Source organism: Spongiibacter sp. (assembly GCF_984394615.1).
Genome location: NZ_CFHTQA010000025.1, coordinates 1 through 16,906 on the forward strand (window position 1 = coordinate 1; position 16,906 = coordinate 16,906).

20 protein-coding genes are annotated in these 16,906 nt (G+C 56.0%); 9 read left to right on the plus strand and 11 right to left on the minus strand.

What is annotated here, in order from left to right; all coding sequences use genetic code 11:
- Nucleotides 1–98 precede the first annotated feature (98 nt).
- Entirely contained in the window at nucleotides 99–482 is a 384-nt protein-coding gene (locus AC5DB9_RS10500) for a SpoIIAA family protein (RefSeq protein ID WP_022958879.1), read from the plus strand.
- A 79-nt stretch (nucleotides 483–561) separates the two neighbouring features.
- Complete coding sequence (locus tag AC5DB9_RS10505; RefSeq protein ID WP_272994073.1) at nucleotides 562–1,254, plus strand: cytochrome b/b6 domain-containing protein; 693 nt, start codon at nucleotides 562–564, stop codon at nucleotides 1,252–1,254.
- Here the strand turns inward: AC5DB9_RS10505 and AC5DB9_RS10510 are convergent.
- The 8 genes from AC5DB9_RS10510 to AC5DB9_RS10545 form a co-directional block, all read right to left on the minus strand.
- Nucleotides 1,244–1,693 carry a c-type cytochrome gene (locus tag AC5DB9_RS10510; protein ID WP_272994072.1) on the minus strand — a complete coding sequence of 150 codons (450 nt, stop codon included), beginning with the start codon at nucleotides 1,691–1,693 and terminating at the stop codon, nucleotides 1,244–1,246. The genes AC5DB9_RS10505 and AC5DB9_RS10510 overlap by 11 nt on opposite strands.
- 126 nt (nucleotides 1,694–1,819) lie before the next feature.
- Nucleotides 1,820–2,239 (minus strand): CBS domain-containing protein, encoded by a 420-nt coding sequence (locus AC5DB9_RS10515; protein WP_272994071.1) that lies wholly within the window; start codon nucleotides 2,237–2,239, stop codon nucleotides 1,820–1,822.
- 9 nt (nucleotides 2,240–2,248) lie between these two features.
- Complete coding sequence (locus tag AC5DB9_RS10520; RefSeq protein WP_272994070.1) at nucleotides 2,249–3,472, minus strand: saccharopine dehydrogenase family protein; 1,224 nt, start codon at nucleotides 3,470–3,472, stop codon at nucleotides 2,249–2,251.
- 132 nt (nucleotides 3,473–3,604) lie between these two features.
- Nucleotides 3,605–3,775 (minus strand): hypothetical protein, encoded by a 171-nt coding sequence (locus tag AC5DB9_RS10525; protein WP_022958874.1) that lies wholly within the window; start codon nucleotides 3,773–3,775, stop codon nucleotides 3,605–3,607.
- On the minus strand, nucleotides 3,760–4,173 hold the full coding sequence (locus tag AC5DB9_RS10530) for a CBS domain-containing protein (RefSeq protein WP_272994069.1): 414 nt from the start codon (nucleotides 4,171–4,173) through the stop codon (nucleotides 3,760–3,762). The genes AC5DB9_RS10525 and AC5DB9_RS10530 overlap by 16 nt, the downstream gene beginning before the upstream one ends.
- Before the next feature lie 69 nt (nucleotides 4,174–4,242).
- Nucleotides 4,243–5,109, minus strand: coding sequence for a pirin family protein (locus tag AC5DB9_RS10535; protein WP_272994068.1), 867 nt, complete (start codon nucleotides 5,107–5,109; stop codon nucleotides 4,243–4,245).
- Nucleotides 5,110–5,138: 29 nt separating this feature from the next.
- The gene (locus AC5DB9_RS10540) at nucleotides 5,139–5,744 is read right to left on the minus strand and encodes an FMN-dependent NADH-azoreductase (RefSeq protein ID WP_272994067.1); all 606 of its coding nucleotides are present in this window, start codon (nucleotides 5,742–5,744) and stop codon (nucleotides 5,139–5,141) included.
- 135 nt (nucleotides 5,745–5,879) lie between these two features.
- Nucleotides 5,880–7,400 (minus strand): carboxylesterase/lipase family protein, encoded by a 1,521-nt coding sequence (locus AC5DB9_RS10545; RefSeq protein WP_272994066.1) that lies wholly within the window; start codon nucleotides 7,398–7,400, stop codon nucleotides 5,880–5,882.
- Between the two features lie 179 nt (nucleotides 7,401–7,579).
- Between AC5DB9_RS10545 and AC5DB9_RS10550 the strand changes: the two genes are divergently transcribed.
- Nucleotides 7,580–8,488: a LysR family transcriptional regulator gene (locus AC5DB9_RS10550; RefSeq protein ID WP_272994065.1), complete on the plus strand. Its 909-nt coding sequence runs from the start codon at nucleotides 7,580–7,582 to the stop codon at nucleotides 8,486–8,488.
- A 54-nt stretch (nucleotides 8,489–8,542) separates the two neighbouring features.
- Here AC5DB9_RS10550 and AC5DB9_RS10555 read toward each other — a convergent pair whose 3' ends face one another.
- Nucleotides 8,543–8,857: a hypothetical protein gene (locus tag AC5DB9_RS10555; RefSeq protein WP_022958868.1), complete on the minus strand. Its 315-nt coding sequence runs from the start codon at nucleotides 8,855–8,857 to the stop codon at nucleotides 8,543–8,545.
- A gap of 173 nt (nucleotides 8,858–9,030) precedes the next feature.
- On the minus strand, nucleotides 9,031–10,353 hold the full coding sequence (locus AC5DB9_RS10560; RefSeq protein ID WP_273009860.1) for an MATE family efflux transporter: 1,323 nt from the start codon (nucleotides 10,351–10,353) through the stop codon (nucleotides 9,031–9,033).
- Between the two features lie 466 nt (nucleotides 10,354–10,819).
- Between AC5DB9_RS10560 and coxB the strand changes: the two genes are divergently transcribed.
- The 4 genes from coxB to AC5DB9_RS10580 are packed head-to-tail and all read left to right on the plus strand — an operon-like array spanning nucleotide 10,820 to nucleotide 15,156.
- Nucleotides 10,820–11,983 (plus strand): cytochrome c oxidase subunit II, encoded by a 1,164-nt coding sequence (gene coxB, locus AC5DB9_RS10565; RefSeq protein ID WP_272990143.1) that lies wholly within the window; start codon nucleotides 10,820–10,822, stop codon nucleotides 11,981–11,983.
- 11 nt (nucleotides 11,984–11,994) lie between these two features.
- Nucleotides 11,995–13,551: a cytochrome c oxidase subunit I gene (gene ctaD / locus AC5DB9_RS10570; protein ID WP_022958865.1), complete on the plus strand. Its 1,557-nt coding sequence runs from the start codon at nucleotides 11,995–11,997 to the stop codon at nucleotides 13,549–13,551.
- A gap of 12 nt (nucleotides 13,552–13,563) precedes the next feature.
- The gene (locus tag AC5DB9_RS10575; RefSeq protein ID WP_022958864.1) at nucleotides 13,564–14,130 is read left to right on the plus strand and encodes a cytochrome c oxidase assembly protein; all 567 of its coding nucleotides are present in this window, start codon (nucleotides 13,564–13,566) and stop codon (nucleotides 14,128–14,130) included.
- A gap of 42 nt (nucleotides 14,131–14,172) precedes the next feature.
- Nucleotides 14,173–15,156, plus strand: coding sequence for a cytochrome c oxidase subunit 3 (locus AC5DB9_RS10580; protein ID WP_272990139.1), 984 nt, complete (start codon nucleotides 14,173–14,175; stop codon nucleotides 15,154–15,156).
- Nucleotides 15,157–15,229: 73 nt separating this feature from the next.
- Here AC5DB9_RS10580 and AC5DB9_RS10585 read toward each other — a convergent pair whose 3' ends face one another.
- On the minus strand, nucleotides 15,230–15,487 hold the full coding sequence (locus tag AC5DB9_RS10585) for a DUF2909 domain-containing protein (protein WP_022958862.1): 258 nt from the start codon (nucleotides 15,485–15,487) through the stop codon (nucleotides 15,230–15,232).
- Between the two features lie 50 nt (nucleotides 15,488–15,537).
- Here AC5DB9_RS10585 and AC5DB9_RS10590 point away from each other — a divergent pair, with 50 nt between their 5' ends.
- Both AC5DB9_RS10590 and AC5DB9_RS10595 read left to right on the plus strand, forming a co-directional pair.
- A complete protein-coding gene (locus AC5DB9_RS10590) occupies nucleotides 15,538–16,266 on the plus strand; it encodes an SURF1 family protein (RefSeq protein ID WP_272990136.1) in 729 nt (242 codons plus the stop codon).
- 11 nt (nucleotides 16,267–16,277) lie between these two features.
- The gene (locus AC5DB9_RS10595) at nucleotides 16,278–16,895 is read left to right on the plus strand and encodes a redox-active disulfide-containing membrane protein (protein WP_022958860.1); all 618 of its coding nucleotides are present in this window, start codon (nucleotides 16,278–16,280) and stop codon (nucleotides 16,893–16,895) included.
- Nucleotides 16,896–16,906 lie beyond the last annotated feature (11 nt).

Consider the following 16,906-nt stretch of genomic DNA (forward strand, 5'->3'; position numbering starts at 1 on the left):
CGCGGAAATTTGGCGATATTTTATAAAAGGGAGAGGTTGTGCAGACCTTCCTTAGAGTAACGGCGTGACGCGGTTTCGACCGCTGTGGAGGTAGCAGCATGTTGGAGTTATTGCCTATTCCCTTTCCCCACGTGGTGGGCCTGCGGGTGTCTGGCAAGGTTAATCACACAGATGTAGAGCAGTTGCGTGACAGTGTGGCGCGTAAACTTGAGAGCGAAGATCATCTGGGTATCTATATCGAGCTGGAGCATTTTCAGGGCTTCACTCTGCGTGGCTTGTTGCGCGAGATGCGCTTTGTCGCCAGCTTTTTTAAACGGATTACGCGTACGGCCTTGGTGGGTGAAGCGCGCTGGTACAGCCGTGCGGCGCAGTTGATAACGCACTGGATGCCCAATGCAGAAATTGAGCACTTTACCGATATCCAGCGTGACGAAGCGCTGCTTTGGGTGAGCGAGCGCGATGTTGGCGCGTTTTCAGGTTGATGTGACCGCTGGCGCGATCAACCGCCGGAATGGCAAGGCGCAAGGCAGTAATCAGACAGCAGTAAGGTAATGACTCCGCATGGCATCTTCCTCTCCCGCAATAGCGAGTTCCTCTCTCAAGGTCTGGGATGGCTTTGTCCGTATATTTCACTGGCTGCTGGTGGCCTGTGTTGCTTTTGCTTGGTGGTGCGGTGAGCAGGGCGGCGAGTGGATGGTTTGGCATATGCGTTGTGGCTATACCGTGCTGGGCCTAGTGATCTTCAGACTGGTGTGGGGCTTTGCTGGCCCCTTCTACGCGCGCTTCGCCCAGTTTGTGCGCTCCCCAACAACCGTGCTGCGCTACGGGCGAGAACTCATCAAGCGTCGTGAGCCTCACTATGTGGGGCACAACCCGGTCGGTGGCTGGGCGGTTATCTTGCTGCTGATGTTCTGTGCATTGCAGGCCGGTACCGGACTGTTCGCCAACGATGAAATTTTCAATGAAGGCCCGCTGGCCCATTGGGTGGATTACGACCTGAGCGTCGCCATTACCGAGTGGCATGAAATACTGTTCAATGGCCTGCTGGCCGTAGTGGCTGTGCATGTTCTTGGGGTGTTTTACCACCAGGTAATTCGTCGTGAAAATCTGATTTCGGCGATGTTCCACGGCAAAAAGCCGGCGGCGGACGCCGTCGACGCAGCGCCTGCCACGGCGCCAAAAGCGCGTAACGGCTTGGGGATTGTGGTGGCCGTTGTGGCAGGGCTGTTGGTGTGGGGGCTGATCAGTCTTTAAAGTTGTCGTGACAGCCTTTGCAGCTTTTCGCGACGTCCATAAACGCGGGCGCTACACTGGCTTTATCACCGCTTTTAGCGGCTTCCGCGAGGACGGCCGCGCTTTCTTGGAAAGCGGTCATGCGTTCGTTGAAATCGTCCCAGTTCTTCTCTATGGCGGGCAGTGCATCGCTGTCATCATCGCTGTAACTGCCGGGAATGAAGCCCTCTAATGGCATGGTGCTCAAGGTGGCGACATTCGCAGCGCGGCGGCTGAAATCTTTGCCATCCCAGTCCAGTTTGCCCTTCATCATGTCGCCCATCGGACCGAAATTCCAATAGATGGCGGTAAAGATGCCCTGCCGGTAGTCGATGGCGTCTTCCGGGTCTGGAGTGGCGAGTGCCAGCGTACTGGCGCTCAGCAAGCCGGCGGTCAGGCTGAGAACGGCCATTTTCTTCATGGTGATTTCCTCTCTCTTCATTACAGGGAAATGATCCACTCTCCACTGGATAGCGGATCTAACAAATCCATTAATGCCCTACCATACTACAGCGCTGCGGCGTTGGGGTGGGTTGGAATGCCGCCGTCAGTCGCCGTTGAAGCCGCTTTTCTCCGCCTGACGCAAAACGTCGCGCCAGGTGAGAATGCCGAGTGGCTGATTCTTGTCGTTGATAACGGGGAGACCGGAAACCCGGTGTTCGTTCAATCGTTGGATCGCGGTTTGCAAATCCTCGTCGGGGCGCAGGGTGACCAGTGCCCGACTCATGATTTGGTGAGCCAGCTTGTTCAGCGTGGCAAGGTCTTTCGCCGTCTCGGCGGGGGTGCCGATATTGGGGCTGATGGCAGCGAGCAGGTCGCGGTCAGAAATAATGCCCCGCACCTGCCCTGCGTCCATTACCACAAGGTGGTGAAATCCCGTCTGCTGAAACAGTTCCCTCAGCGTTGCCAGGCGGTCATCGGCGTCGACGGTGACCACCGGGGTGCTCATCAGCGCATCGACCCGCATGGTATTGCCCTATTCCTCGACGACGGCGAACTGCATGCCCGCGTGTTGTTCCAGGCGTTGCATCAGGGTAACGCCCATGCTGCTGGCTGGCGTCCAACTGCCGCCGGCACACTGTGATTCATTGACATCGCGGGCGAGGCAGAGAGCGGCTTGGGAAATCATTTTGGCGGTGGCGCCGTAACCGGGATCGCGATCGCCAGTCACCTTGCATTGCAGTGTTTTGCCGTTGCCGGACAGTGCGTAGAAGCGCATATCGAAAAAGCCCTTTTGCTGGGCTTCAGGACTTGGACCCTCACCGGGAGCGGGTAACAGTTTTTCCAGCAACCAGCGTCCCGGTTTGATGGCGGCTCCCAGCATAAAGGCGGCGAGGCTGCCCCCGATAGCCGAGGCGCGCAGTCGTCCGGCAAGGCCGGTACCGGTCAACATGGTTTCTTCGTAGCGGAAGTGATCGCCGTAGGCTTTGCCCAGCAAATAATGGCTGCGCTGTACGACTCGGGTGTTGATGGCCGCCATGATAAAGGGCGACATCCAACGGCCGCTGATGACGTCCAGTTCGGCGAGGCCGGGGTTGCGCTGTCGGCCGTGGAAGCCGGCACCGGGACACAGCAGGTAAGGGTCTGCCATTTGCTTGCGCAGCGCGGGGTCTTCGGAGGCTTCTTTCATCACGTTGAGCAGGCTGGCGAAGGTGCCGCCGGACAGGCCGCCCTTGGCTGCCTTGACGCGCATGCGGATATCTTCGCTGGGGTGGCCGTAGCGCTCGCGGAAGTGCGTCTGGGTAAACAGCACGCCGAGATCTGAAGGGATGGAGTCGAAACCGCAGCAGTGTACCAGCCGGGCGCCGCTCTGGCTGGCGGTTGTCTGATACCGGTCGATCATGGCGCGTATCCAGTGGACTTCACCCGTGAGATCGCAGTAGTCCGTGCCGGTTTCCGCACAGACTTTGACCAGGGCCTCGCCGTACAGCGCATAGGGTCCAACGGTAGACAGCACAACCTGCGCTTTGGCGGCCATGGCGCGCAGGGAGACTTCGTCGCTGGAGTCTGCGATCAGCAAGTCAGGTTTGTCGCCGCTCAAGGCGTCGCGAGTTTCCTGAAGCTTGCGTTCATTTCGGCCCGCCATTGCCCAGCGGAGCGGGGATTCTTCTCCACGATAGCTGCTCAGGTATTCGCAGATAATCTGTCCGACAAAGCTGCTCGCTCCAAAAACAATCACCTCGTATTGCGTGTCGCTCACGTATCACTCCTCTGTGGGGGTTCAGCCCTATGCTTTTTGGGTTTGCAGCCAGTGTAGTTGTACCCGCTGCGATTGCCATGATCTGCGATGTCCGGTTTGGTCCTGGGCGCGCCAGCCCCGGTATGTCATGGCTTACTGAATGTAGTGGGGGGTGTTGCGCATACAGGCAGAGCGATCTTCTTCATAGAGGATTTTTTCACACTCTCTGAGCCGCCATTCGCGCTCGGCATCGTACTGACCGCTGGCGCAGGCACTGAGTCCTGCGCAGCTGGCCAATGTGAAGAGGATTACTGCATATCGCATGTGGCTCGGTTTTCCCAAAGAGCAGCAAGGATCGCGCTGCGCGTGATCAGGCCGACCAGTTTGCCGTCATCAATAACCGGATAAAGCTTGGGCTTGTTTTTGCCCATGTTCTGCGCAAGATCGACGATGTTCTGCTCAGGAGATACCGCCAGTACTTCGTTGTGCATCACGTCATCAACATTGGGGGCGCCTTCGCAGTGATAGCTGCTGACCAGCATGGAGTGAATACAGTCCTGCTCGGATACAAAGCCGACGACTGCGCCGCCGTCAGCCACAACGGGCAGGCCCATTACGCGGTTACGCAGCAGAATGTCTACCACTTCTCCCAGGGGCGTATGGTGCTTAACGTAAGGCGAAGGGCTGATCATGACGTCCCGAACGCGAATACTTGTACTCATGGAATGCTCCTCCTTTTGCTGTTCACTATACGCCGCTACTTCTGCAAAGTGTGAGTGCTATTCATCAGCTTATGCGGTCAAGCGGCCGTCGCGATAATCGCGCAGTGCTTGTTCGATTTCCTCGCTGCTGTTCATCACAAACGGGCCGTATTGAACGATCGGCTCCCTCAGTGGCTGCCCTGCCAGCACTAATGCCCCGCCGCCGCTTGGGGTACTGAGGCAGAGCTCATCGCCCGGCGTTAAGATGCCCGCCTGTCCTTCTGTAAGTTGGCGGTCGCCGATTTGAATCTCGCCGTCGTAGGCATAGACAAAGGCATTGTGCTGCGGGTTCAACGCGATATTCAGGGTGTTACCTGCCGCAAGCCCAATATCGAGATACAGTGGGTCGCTGCGCAGTTGCCGCCCGTCCAGGCCGTTTACATAGCCGATACTTTCCTGGCCGAAATCGGGAAGCCAGCAGCGCCCGGCAATATGCCGCAGTGAGATGCCGGCTTCGGGGGAAAGGGACGGTATCTGTGCGGCGGGAATATCATGGTAGTCGGCAGCGCAAAGCTTCTCGGCAGCAGGCAGGTTGACCCACAATTGGAAGCCACGCATCAGTCCGGACTCCTGCTGCGGCATTTCTGAGTGAATAATGCCCCGCCCTGCGGTCATCCACTGCACGTCTCCGGGGCCGAGGTCACCGCGATTGCCCATATGGTCCTCGTGCAGCATGTGGCCGGCGAGCATATAGGTGACCGTTTCAAACCCCCGGTGAGGGTGTGAGGGGAAGCCTGCGAGATAATCCTCGGGTTGGTCGGAGTAAAACTCATCCAGCATCAGAAACGGATCCAGCCTCACCCCGGCCGATTGGCCAAGGCTGCGCTTGAGCTTCACGCCGGCGCCATCGGATGTCGCAACGGCAGGAATGATCTGTGCAATATTACGGTGACTCATGGGACTGTCTCCTCCTGCGGGCGGCCATATCAGCGCAGCTGAGCCTGCATCGCTTCGCGGGCCTGCTGACGAGCCGCGCTGGCGTGTTCAGGCCCCATGTTCAGGCCTTCGGCGTAGATGAAATGGATGTTGCTGACGCCCATCAACCCGAAGATGTGGCGCACGTAGAGCGTTTGGGTGTCCAGCTCGGTCCCGACATATTGCCCGCCGCGGGCTGCCAGCACGGTCACCGGCTTATCACCCACCAGGCCTACCGGGCCGTTCTCAGTGTAGCGGAAGGTTTCCCCGGCCCGTGCCACGTGATCAATCCATGCCTTGAAGGTTGAAGGAATACCAAAGTTGTACATGGGCAGGGCAATAATCAGCTCATCGGCGTCGCGCAGCTCCTGAATCAGCGCGTCTGACTCGGCCACGACGGCGGCCTGCGCGCTGCTGCGCTCAGTGGCGGGGGTGGTGAATGCGCCGAAGCGCTCACCGTCGATATGTGGCAGAGGCGCGGCATTCAAATCGCGATGCACGATAGTGAGGTCTTCACCGGCCTCTTTGCGCAGCGCGATGAACTCGTCGGCCATTTGTGAAGACTGGCTGTCGGCGCCACGCAGGCTGCTGCTGAGATAGAGAATCTGTGTGCTCATACTAGGTTCCTCCTGAGGAATCACTGTCGGTATGGCACTAGTTAACTATCTATTTATTTGGTTAAAAAGCGCATTTTTATGCTCTATATGATCTAGTATTTTGATTGTTTCTGGTCGTTATCTCTATATCTGTTGCTACGGCAGCCTGTCTGAGTCCGAATCGCTGGCCCACTTCTGCCACCAGAAATTCATCGCTTTTGGCGAAAATTTCGCTTGAGGGTGGGCGCCATCTTGATCAATGAGGAGGACTCGGCTTTGGTGTTCTGCCGCCTGAGGCCAAAGGGGGCGCTCTGAGCCGGTATTAGGGTTGCCGTGTTTGATGAATGCCGCCCAGTAATCGCGCAGGCGTTCGGCTGTTTTGCGGTCACCGTCACTGGTCGCCGGAGTCAGTCCGAACAGGTAATTCATATCGGCGCAATGAGCGGCCCCTGCTTGCGTTTTGCGTTTGTCTTGCGGGACATAGTCAAAATGGTAGGCCCAGGCTGGTGCCCGCTGCGAGGCAAAAGCCGGCATGCCGACGGCGGCTGAGGTGAACATGAAGTCGGTCTGTACCTGCCGCAGAAGGTCTTGCGGCGATGAGGCCTTTGGGTAGATCTCCGCCACGTCTTTTAGCGTAATACCAAACTTTTGCTTCAACACCTGCTCATCGAAGCCCATTAGCCCAAAGATGCTGGCTTCATCGCTGGTCGACCCCGAGAGATACGGCACGGCAGACTGCTGTCCGCTGGCGAAGGCTTCTGCTAGCGATGTGCGCAGTAAGTGGCGATCGACAATGGCGCCGTAGTCTGGCGGGCCGGGGTCGGCATTCAGGATGGCGGTCGGGCTCAGTTGTCTGAGTAACGACAATGCTTCCTCACCTTCCCCGTCGATACCGGCGCGTTGTGCAAAGGCCAGCCCTTCCTGTTCGGCTCGCGCCAGCGGGCGCGCGGCATTGAAAAGCCCGCCAGCAGAGTGGGCGGCTGCACCGGCAAACAGTCCCTGCGAGGCGGGCGATGTCATCAGTGCGTTGACGCTTGAGCCACCGGCCGAACAACCCAGTAGGGTGATCTTGTCAGGGTCACCGCCAAAGGCGCGAATATTGCGTTTTACCCACTGCAGAGCGGCGATCTGGTCGCTGAGCCAGAAATTACCTGTGCCGTGACCAGCTTCTGCGGTCAGTGCCGGGTGAGAGAAAAAGCCCAATCGCCCCAGTCGATAGTTCGGGGATACCAGAATAACGCCGCGTTTCACGACGGGCGACAGCATGTGCTCGGCGATGTAACGGCCTGAGCCAACAAAGTAGGCGCCACCGTGGATGGAGAACAACACGGGAAGGTCCTGCCCTTCATGCTCTGGGACAACAATATTCAGCGTCAGGCAGTCTTCGCTCTGTCGCGCCGGGGCTTTCCCTCTTCGCGGGGGTTGGATGCAGTCGGGGCCGAACTCGCGGCCATCGTGAATGCCTTCCCAGGGCTGTGCGGCTTGGGTTTCCTGCCAGCGCCGGGTGCCGACCGGGGGCGCCGCGTAGGGAATACCGAGATAAGCCGCACCTTGCTCGAGCGCCCGGCCTCTGACTTTTCCTAGGTCCGTGGCGACGATCGGATCTGAATTCTGGGCTATGGTGGCTGAGCTAATAGCCAGCACGACAGCGGCTATGCTGGCTCGAAATATCGGCATGATATGGCACCCTGTTATTGTCTTATTCAATCGCTACATTCTGAATAATATTAACCATGTGTGCAAGTTTGATCTTGCGAGCAAAGCCAAAAGATGCGTAATGCCAGCTTCCTAATATTGATTTTCTCGCTCAAAGCGCGCAGTTTTTGCCTATCTCATATCAAATAAGTTGATTAATTATGCGTGGACCGCGAACCAGCCTCGATCAGTGGCACTGCTTTATGGCCGTCGTGGACGAAGGCAGTTATGCCCGTGCTGCGGAAGCCCTGCACAAGAGTCAGTCGGCGGTGACCTATGCGATTCAGAAGCTGGAAGAGCAGTTGGATGTCGCGTTGTTCGAAATTCGCGGCAGAAAGGCGGAGCTGACGGAAGCTGGGCAAATTCTGTATCGGCGTGGGCGTGCGCTGCTGGACGAGGCGGTACGGGTGGAAACCTCGGCCAAAGCTGTGTCGGCGGGCTGGGAGCCGCAGTTGCGGATTGTCAGTGATACGTTGTTTCCACAGAGTGCGATGCTGGACTGCCTGGCTGTGCTGGCTGAGGAATGTCCGGAGACTCGGCTTGAGAGCATTGAAACCGTGTTAAGTGGTGCGGAAGAAGCGCTGCTTGAGCAACGCTGTGATATTGCGATCACCGGTATCGTGCCGCCAGGGTTTCTTGGTGATCCCCTGCTGCGGGTGCGCTTTCTGGCGGTTGCCCACCGAGACCACCCTCTTCACCAAATGGAGCGAGAGCTGAGTTACCGTGACCTGCGCCCTCACCGCCAGGTCGTTGTGCGCGATTCGGCTGTACGTCGCCGCCGGGACTCTGGCTGGCTGGATGCTGCGCAGCGTCTCACGGTTAGCCGCATGGATATGTCGCTCAAGGCGGTTTGCCGCGGTTTGGGCTTTGCATGGCTGCCAGAAGTGGTCATGCAGGAGCAGCTGGCCAGTGGTGAGTTGCAGGTATTGCCGTTGCGAGAGGGCCGCGAACGCTTTGCTGATTTGTTTATCGTGCTTCCTGATCGCGAACTGGCAGGGCCGGTGACCCGCCGGGCAGAGGCATTGCTGAAAGCGGCAGTTGGTCGCCTGGACTGCGGCTTAGAGGCATAAAAAAGGAGGCCCGAAGGCCTCCAATAAAGTTAAGGCACTGGGTGGAGCAAAAACTTAGTCGAGCGCGGCAACGCGCTGGTTGTACTGGCGAGCTAGGCCGTTGTACTGCTGGGCGTAGCTTTCCAAGCGTCCGACGGCGTAGTTGTACACAAAAGCATCCGGAGCCTGACAGGACTCCAGGCGTTTGCTGGCCGTTTCAATGTATTCATTCACACGTTCGCGCAGAGCGGCGACTTCTTCGATGCTGCTTTCCGAAAAAGCGGGCAGTGCGGGTGCGCCCATAATGGCAGCCATCGCGCAGGCGGCATGTGCGCTGCTGGCCGAGACATACATCACCAGGGCGATCGCGCCCATCGATAAACGTTTCATGGTCTTGCCTCGTTACTGATGTGGAAGGGTGTGTAGTTGTATGCTACCAAAATACACACTAAATGCACGGAGTGTTACGACTTAAATGTCGGATTCGATGAAAAATTACACAAATTTAAAGATTGTGCGGGGAAAATCCGGGTTTTCGGTGGGTTTTGGTGGGCGGAGAAGTGTTACCGGAGGATGTTTTGCCAGCGTGACGGGGAAAATATCCACACAAAACATAGGGCAAGTGTTACCCCTCGGGCGATATTCAGGCAGGTAAAGGCGAACCATAAGCCGTGATTACCCCAGCTCTGGCTGGTGTACCAGATAGGCAAATAGAGCCCGAAGACACTGACAAGCATGCAATATTGCAATGCCTTGGTGCGCAGCGCGCCAATGAAAATGCCGTCGTAGCAATAGCAGGCTGCGCTTGCTAGTGGGAGGATAATCAGCCAGTTGTAGTATTCGCTGGCTGCGCTGCGGACATCGGGAAGGTCAGTCATGGTGTCGAGCAGAGGTGTTTCGGCTACGAGTAAAAGCAGGCTGGCGGCAATCGCCGAATACAGTGCCCAGCGCCCGCAGCAGCGGCATACTGCTATGAAGCGCTGCCGATCGCTATCGGCAAAGGCTCTGCCAGCCAGTGCTTCGGCGGCATGTGCGAAGCCATCCATGCCATAAGCGGCGGCCATGACCAATTGCATCAAAATGGCGTTCGCTGCCAGTGTGGTTGCGCCCTGCGATGCCCCTTGTGCCGTGAAAAAGCTGAGGCTGAAAAGCAGCGAGGCGGTACGCACAAAAATCTCGAAGTTGTTTTTTGCGAGCCGGCGTATCGTGGGTCCTTGCTGAAGGCTTTGTTTGAGCCCTCTGCGAATCGCTTGGCTGAGCGGCTTGCGGGTGGCCCAGAGGCCAAGAATCAGTGCCAGGTACTCGCTGATTGTGCTGGCGATGGCTGCGCCAGTGCTGTTCATCTCCAGTCCGATAATAAACAGCAAGTCCAGCAGGATGTTGGCGCAGTTGCCGCATACGGCGATCAGCAGAGGCCATCGCGCTTGGCGTTGTCCCAGCAGCCAGCCCGTGATCGCGTAGCTGCAAAGCACCGCCGGAGCGCCGTAAAGGCGCCAATAAAGGTAGCCGCTGGCTATCGGTTGCAGGGAGTCACTGGCATTCATCAGTGAAAGGCCGACGCTTCGCAATGCTGGGCCTGCCAGGAAAATCAGGCAGCCCAGCAGTATTCCGGCTCCCAGTGCTTTTACCAACAGGGCGCTGCTGTCTTCGTGATGGCTTTGGGCGCTCGCGCCGGTGGTGCCCATACGCAAGAAGCCAAATGCCCAATAACACAGGGATAGCAGGCTGCTGCCGATGGCGACTGCGCTCAGGTAGCGACTGTCTGGCAAATGGCCCAGGATGGCGGTATCAACCAGACCAAACAGCGGAATCGACAAATTGGCCAGAATCATCGGCCAGGACAGCGACCAGACTTCGGCGTTGAGGCTTTTGGTTTGCGACGACATGGCTGATTTCCCGTTGAGCGCGCAGTGTACGGGGTGTGTGAGGGTTTTGCACAAGACCGGTGCAAATTTGACCAACTTTTTTGGCGTTGCCAAACTGGCGAAATTTCGCAATATGTAGTGGTTCTGAGGGCTATGTGGGCGCCTAATTTGTGTTGAGTGCATTCAAGGGTGTTTCGGCTTTAATGCCGTGCACTCGGATTTGCACCGCTTCGGAGTAGCCTTGCTGCTTTCTTCAGGTTTATAATTGCGGCGTTTTGTCGCACCCAAAGCTGACTCAGCGCGGGTTTATACACAATTATAAAGAAAGATGAGGGGACTTCCGTTCTTCACTGAGCGGTGCCGCTGCTCGTCTTTTTTTGGTAACCCTCCTTAAATCGCGAAGGCGTTCCAAAGAGTGGAAACCGCTGTGTATTGCCAGCCGTAGGTAAGCAGAGGGGTTTTTATAACTTATACGGAGACACGGGAGATGTATCTACAAGCGAAACGGCTGTATAAGCTGGCGCTTAGTCCTGTGCTGATGCTGCTTAGCCTGTTTAGTACTGGCGCGTGGGCGAATGATGGTAGCCCCCAGCGTTGGCAAACCAATATGACGCCAGGCGTCACTGAAGTTGGCGCCAAGATCTATGACCTGCATATGCTGGTACTTTGGATCTGCGTTGCCGTCGGTGTCATTGTTTTTGCCGTGATGTTCTACTCGGTATTTGCGTACCGCCGCGATCGTCACCAGGAGCCGGCGACTTTCCACGAAAATACCAAACTGGAAATCGCGTGGACGGTTGTGCCTTTCCTGCTGTTGATCGTCATGGCAGTGCCGGCCACCAATACGCTGATCGAGATCTACGACACTGACGACGCTGAGCTGGACATCCTGATTACCGGCTACCAGTGGAAGTGGAAGTACGAGTACATCAATCCCGAAGGCGACAATGTCAGCTTTTTCTCCTCGCTGCTGACGGACAAAGCTGAGATCGGCAATACCGAAGACAAAGGGTCCAACTACCTGCTGGAAGTTGATGAGCCCCTGGTCCTGCCGGTTGGTAAAAAAGTACGTTTCCTCGTCACTGCAAACGACGTGCTCCACGCTTGGTGGGTTCCCGCCCTGGCAGTTAAGCGCGATGCGATTCCCGGCTTTATTAACGAGGCGTGGACAAATGCCACGGAAACCGGCGTGTATCGCGGCCAGTGTGCAGAGCTTTGTGGTCGTGACCACGGCTTCATGCCCATCGTTGTCAACGTTGTTGAAGAAGCCGACTACAAGACGTGGATGGCTGATAAGCAGGCCGAAGCAGCAGAAATCAAAAAGCTGATGGAACAGACCTTCAGCATGGATGAGCTGGTTGAGCGCGGCAAAACCGTTTACAACCGTTCTTGTGTTGCTTGTCACGGCGCTAACGGTGAAGGTGGCGTGGGTAAACCTATTGCCAACAGCCCGATTGCGACCGGCGAAGTTGCCCAACATATCAATGTGTTGGTTAACGGCGTACCAGGCACTGCCATGCAGGCCTTTGGTGGTCAGCTGAACGATGTCGATCTCGCGGCAGTAGTGACTTACACCCGTAATGCCTTTGGCAACAACATGGGTGACAAAGTACAGCCGATCGATGTTTACAACTTCAAGAAAGGTCAGTAGGAGGATTCAACATGGGTGCTCACGGACCTGCTAAAGGTTTCACCCGGTGGTTAACCACCACCAACCACAAAGACATCGGCTCGATGTATCTGTGGTTCAGCTTCGCGATGTTCCTGTTGGGCGGCTCGTTCGCCATGGTTATTCGCGCTGAGCTGTTCCAACCCGGTCTGCAAATTGTAGAGCCGGAATTCTTTAACCAGATGACCACCATGCACGGTCTGGTCATGGTTTTCGGCGCCATCATGCCGGCCTTTGTTGGCCTGGCGAACTGGATGATTCCGATGATGATTGGTGCGCCCGATATGGCGCTGCCGCGGATGAACAACTGGTCGTTCTGGATTCTTCCTCCGACCTTCCTGATGCTGGCATCTACCCTGTTCATGGAAGGGGGCGGTCCTAACTTCGGTTGGACGTTCTACGCGCCACTGTCGACGACCTATGCGCCGCCGAGCGTAACCTTCTTTATCTTCGCGGTTCACGCGATGGGTATTTCGTCGATCATGGGCTCCATCAACATCATCGCAACCGTTGTAAACATGCGCGCTCCGGGCATGACTTACATGAAGATGCCGATGTTTGTATGGACCTGGCTGATCACGGCTTTCCTGCTGGTTGCGGTTATGCCCGTACTGGCTGGCGCGGTGACCATGATGCTGATGGATATCCATTTCGGTACCAGCTTCTTTAACGCAGCAGGTGGCGGCGACCCGGTTCTGTTCCAGCACGTGTTTTGGTTCTTTGGTCACCCCGAGGTATACATCATCATTCTGCCGGCCTTCGGTGTTGTGTCCGAGATCATTCCGACCTTCTCCCGCAAGCCGCTGTTTGGTTACGCCTCTATGGTTTACGCAACAGCGTCGATCGCTTTCCTGTCGTTCATCGTGTGGGTTCACCACATGTATACGGTGGGTCTGCCGATTGCCGGTGAGCTGTTCTTCATGTACGCGACCATGCTGATCGCCGTTCCGACAGCCGCGAAGGTGTTTAACTGGATTACCACTATGTTCAAGGGCTCTATTACCCTTGAAACGCCGATGCTGTTTGCGATCGCCAAGGTATTCCTGTTCACCATCGGTGGTTTCTCTGGCCTGATGCTGGCAATGGCGCCCGCGGACTTCCAGTACCATGACAGCTACTTTGTTGTTGCTCACTTCCACTACACCATGGTGGCGGGTGCGATCTTTGCGCTGTCTGCAGCGGTATACTACTGGCTGCCCAAGTGGACTGGCCGTATGTACAACGAGACCATGGGTAAAACCCATTTCTGGATTTCGTTCATCGGTTTCAACCTGACCTTCTTCCCGCAGCACTTTGTGGGTCTGGCAGGCATGCCGCGCCGTATTCCTGACTACAACCTGATGTTCGCAGATTTCAACATGATCTCGTCCATCGGTGCGTTCATCTACGGCTCCAGCCAGCTGCTGTTCTTGTTCAACGTGGTTCGTACTATTACCCACGGCAAGCCAGTATCTGATGCGAAAGTATGGGATGGTGCTACCACCCTTGAGTGGACGGTGCCCAGCCCCGCGCCTTACCATACTTTCAGCACGCCGCCGGAAGTTAAGTAAGAGAGGTCAATCATGGCAAACACAACGCAGAACAACATCATTAAAACCAGCGGTAAGCTGATGGTCTTGGTGGTTGCAATGTTTGCGTTTGCCATGTGGGTGATGCCCCCCTTGTACGACGCCTTGTGCGAAGTGCTGGGCATCAATGGCAAGACCGGCGGCCGCTATGAGGTCGTCGAGAGCAATATCGATACTGAGCGTACAGTGAAGGTGCAGTTCGTTGCTCAAAACAACGAGCAGATGCCCTGGGAGTTTGGCCCGAATATCAGCCAGGTTGTTGTTCACCCCGGTGAGGCGACAACGGTGACGTTCCATGCCAAGAATACGCAGGACAAATTTATGGTGTCCCAGTCTATTCCCAGCATCGTGCCATCACGGGCGGCGGAGTACTTCCATAAAACGGAGTGCTTCTGTTTTAACCAGCAGCCGCTGGAGGCTGGTGAAAAAGCCGACATGCCGTTGCGCTTTATTGTCGATCGCGATTTGCCTAAAGATGTTCACGTCATCACCCTGTCCTACACTATTTTTGACGTAACCGAGATGGCCGCAGAGCAGAACTCTGTTGCGGCATCACAATAGGAAAGAGATTTTTCTCTAACGAGAAAACGGAGACTTATACACATGGCGGGTCAAAGCAACGCCGGGCACGAAACGTATTACGTGCCTGAAAAAAGCAGCTTGGCTGTAAACGCAACGATTGGTTTAGTCGCGTCGGTTTATGGTGCGGCGGCAGTCATTAATGATCACACCTACCGCCCTGGAGAAGAGACCAATTCTTCGTTCATCCTGTTTGCGGGTCTGGCATATTTCGCCGCTACGTTGTGGATGTGGTTTGCCACGACTATCCGCGAAAACCGACAGGGTATGAACAGCGGGCAGCTCAAGCACTCCTACGTGATTGGCATGCAGTGGTTCATTTTCTCTGAGGTGATGTTCTTCGCCGCGTTTTTCGGTGCCCTCTTCTATATCCGCAACCTGGCGGGTCCCTGGCTGGCAGGCGAGGGCGATGGTGGCTCGATGAACGAACTGCTGTGGCCGGGCTTTGAGTACAGCTGGCCGCTGCTCGAAACGCCTCAGGACGCCATCGGCGGTGTTGCTGCGCAGCAAGCTGCCGGTCACCTGGCTAACAATGGTGTTTTCACCGGCGCAGAAAAGCACTTGTCCTTCCCGGGCTTTGCAAACATTGGCCACTGGCTGCCGCTGTACAACACGCTTATCCTGCTGACTTCCAGCTTCACTTGCCACATTGCCCATATGGGTATTAAAGAAAACAACCGCAAGAAGTTTAACTTGTGGCTGTTCATCACTGTGGCGTTGGGTGCGATCTTCCTGTACCTGCAGTACATGGAGTATCACGAAGCGCTGTTTGAATACGGCATCAAGCTGAACAGCGGTGTCTACGGTACGACGTTCTTCATGCTGACCGGCTTCCACGGCTTCCACGTGGCAATGGGTACTATCATGCTGCTGATCCAGTGGCTGCGCTCAACAACCAAAGGTCACTTTAGCGCTGAAGACCAGTTTGGTTTCGAGGCCTCATCCTGGTACTGGCACTTTGTTGACGTGGTATGGGTATTCCTGTTCCTGTTCGTTTACATCCTCTGAGTTTTCTCTGAGGGGTGCCGAAACGGCCGGACTCGTACATTTGCTTTGCAAATGAACGGCTCCGGCCGATTTTTTATTCTGAGTCTTGAGTGAGTTGGGCTTCTCCGCTGTCGAGATAGCGTTGATCCCAAGGGGCTTTAGAGCCGAGTTGGCCGGTATAAACACCGTAAAACAAAAAGCCCATCAGCGCCGTTGCCAAGGCAAGACGAACACTCAGTGACTGCCAGGTCCGCATCGTGGTGCCGCGGTCCTTAAACAGAAAAAACAGGCCGCTGAACAGGCTGATGCACAGTGCAATAAACAGCACAACGATGACCACTTTTAACCACATAGATCGTCTCCCTCGGATTTTGCCGCAGTATACACAATCGGATTCTTGCTATGTCTGATCGACCGGAACGTTTGCAGTGGCACCTGGATTGGAAATCCCTGTTAGCGACCGTGCTGATACTCCCGGTGTTGGTCAGTCTGGGGTTTTGGCAGCTGAGTCGGGCCGATGAGAAGCAGGCCTTGCTGGATGCCGCCCAGGCTCGTCGAGGCCAGCCTGCCGTGGATGTTGCTCAGCTGGAGGCGTTTCCCAATTATTTGCCGGTTTACGCTGATGGCGAGTTCGATAGCGAGCGCTATTGGTTGTTGGATAACCGGATCAGGCAGGGCCAATTCGGTTATGAGATAATCGCACTTTTTGTGCTCAGTGATGGGCGTGAGTTGCTGGTCGAACGCGGCTGGGTGGCGGCGGATCCTTCGCGCCAAACGCTACCAGTGCTTGATTGGCCAGAAGGCAAGGTGCGCTTGCAGGGTGAGCTGTATCGCTCTACAGAAAAGCCTTTCAGTCTGGGCGAAGAAGTGCCGCAAGGATGGCCTCGCCGTCAGCAGTGGCTGCAGGAAGAACGGCTTCACGAGGAATTTCCCGCTTTGTTACCTACCGCACTCATGTTGAGTGAGCTGAGTCCGGCTGCATTGCGTACCAGCAGGGTATTAATTAATGTGTTGCCGCAAAAGCATCAGGGCTATGCCGTCCAATGGTTTGCGATGGCGGCGGTGTTAAGCGTGATTTTCATCATCCGCAACAGTAATATCCTGTCGCGCCGAAAAAAGCGACAAGACTAAAGGAAACATTCATGACTTCAGAGGCTACATCCGGCAACAAAAAGCAGGTTGCCCTGATATTGGCGATCCCAGTGGTGGTCATTCTGCTGTCCAGCCTGCTGTTTATGCTGGCGCAGCGCAATGTGCTGGATTTCGGAACGGTCAATCGCGGTGCATTGATCCGCCCTCCGGTTCAGCTTTCTTCGCTGCACCCACATCGCATTGACGGCGGAGAGTTCCTGTTCAACCAGCCCGAATCTAAATGGGTATATATGGTCGTGGGTGGCAAAACCTGTGAAGGTACCTGCGAACGCATGCTCTACCTGACTCGTCAGACTCACGTTGCATTGGGTAAAAAAACCAACCGGGTTGAGCGGGTGTATCTTGCGACCGATGGGGCTATTTCGCCCGAGCTGCGCGATTTTCTGGAAGCCGAACACGAAGACATGACGGTGTTAAGTGTGGATGGCTCGGAATTCGTTGCTTCGCTCAAGCATTTGCCGACCTCGCCGCTCGATCCGCTGAGCTTCTTTGTGGTGGACCCCAAAGGGTGGGTGATGATGACGTACCGGGCTGAGGACACGGAAACCGACACGCTTACGACTCTGGGTAAGGATATCCTCAAAGATATGAAACGCCTGCTGAAATAGCAGAGGGCGAA

What these genes read in the sequence shown, in the direction of transcription:
- AC5DB9_RS10585 (WP_022958862.1), bottom strand. Translation starts at nt 15,487, where the DNA reads ATGTGGTTAAAAGTGGTCATCGTTGTGCTGTTTATTGCACTGTGCATC.
- AC5DB9_RS10595 (WP_022958860.1), top strand. Translation starts at nt 16,278, where the DNA reads ATGACTTCAGAGGCTACATCCGGCAACAAAAAGCAGGTTGCCCTGATA.
- AC5DB9_RS10575 (WP_022958864.1), top strand. Translation starts at nt 13,564, where the DNA reads ATGGCAAACACAACGCAGAACAACATCATTAAAACCAGCGGTAAGCTG.
- AC5DB9_RS10500 (WP_022958879.1), top strand. Translation starts at nt 99, where the DNA reads ATGTTGGAGTTATTGCCTATTCCCTTTCCCCACGTGGTGGGCCTGCGG.
- ctaD (WP_022958865.1), top strand. Translation starts at nt 11,995, where the DNA reads ATGGGTGCTCACGGACCTGCTAAAGGTTTCACCCGGTGGTTAACCACC.
- AC5DB9_RS10555 (WP_022958868.1), bottom strand. Translation starts at nt 8,857, where the DNA reads ATGAAACGTTTATCGATGGGCGCGATCGCCCTGGTGATGTATGTCTCG.
- AC5DB9_RS10525 (WP_022958874.1), bottom strand. Translation starts at nt 3,775, where the DNA reads ATGCGATATGCAGTAATCCTCTTCACATTGGCCAGCTGCGCAGGACTC.
- AC5DB9_RS10505 (WP_272994073.1), top strand. Translation starts at nt 562, where the DNA reads ATGGCATCTTCCTCTCCCGCAATAGCGAGTTCCTCTCTCAAGGTCTGG.
- AC5DB9_RS10580 (WP_272990139.1), top strand. Translation starts at nt 14,173, where the DNA reads ATGGCGGGTCAAAGCAACGCCGGGCACGAAACGTATTACGTGCCTGAA.
- AC5DB9_RS10540 (WP_272994067.1), bottom strand. Translation starts at nt 5,744, where the DNA reads ATGAGCACACAGATTCTCTATCTCAGCAGCAGCCTGCGTGGCGCCGAC.
- AC5DB9_RS10545 (WP_272994066.1), bottom strand. Translation starts at nt 7,400, where the DNA reads ATGCCGATATTTCGAGCCAGCATAGCCGCTGTCGTGCTGGCTATTAGC.
- AC5DB9_RS10510 (WP_272994072.1), bottom strand. Translation starts at nt 1,693, where the DNA reads ATGAAGAAAATGGCCGTTCTCAGCCTGACCGCCGGCTTGCTGAGCGCC.
- AC5DB9_RS10530 (WP_272994069.1), bottom strand. Translation starts at nt 4,173, where the DNA reads ATGAGTACAAGTATTCGCGTTCGGGACGTCATGATCAGCCCTTCGCCT.
- AC5DB9_RS10535 (WP_272994068.1), bottom strand. Translation starts at nt 5,109, where the DNA reads ATGAGTCACCGTAATATTGCACAGATCATTCCTGCCGTTGCGACATCC.
- AC5DB9_RS10515 (WP_272994071.1), bottom strand. Translation starts at nt 2,239, where the DNA reads ATGCGGGTCGATGCGCTGATGAGCACCCCGGTGGTCACCGTCGACGCC.
- coxB (WP_272990143.1), top strand. Translation starts at nt 10,820, where the DNA reads ATGTATCTACAAGCGAAACGGCTGTATAAGCTGGCGCTTAGTCCTGTG.
- AC5DB9_RS10590 (WP_272990136.1), top strand. Translation starts at nt 15,538, where the DNA reads ATGTCTGATCGACCGGAACGTTTGCAGTGGCACCTGGATTGGAAATCC.
- AC5DB9_RS10560 (WP_273009860.1), bottom strand. Translation starts at nt 10,353, where the DNA reads ATGTCGTCGCAAACCAAAAGCCTCAACGCCGAAGTCTGGTCGCTGTCC.
- AC5DB9_RS10550 (WP_272994065.1), top strand. Translation starts at nt 7,580, where the DNA reads ATGCGTGGACCGCGAACCAGCCTCGATCAGTGGCACTGCTTTATGGCC.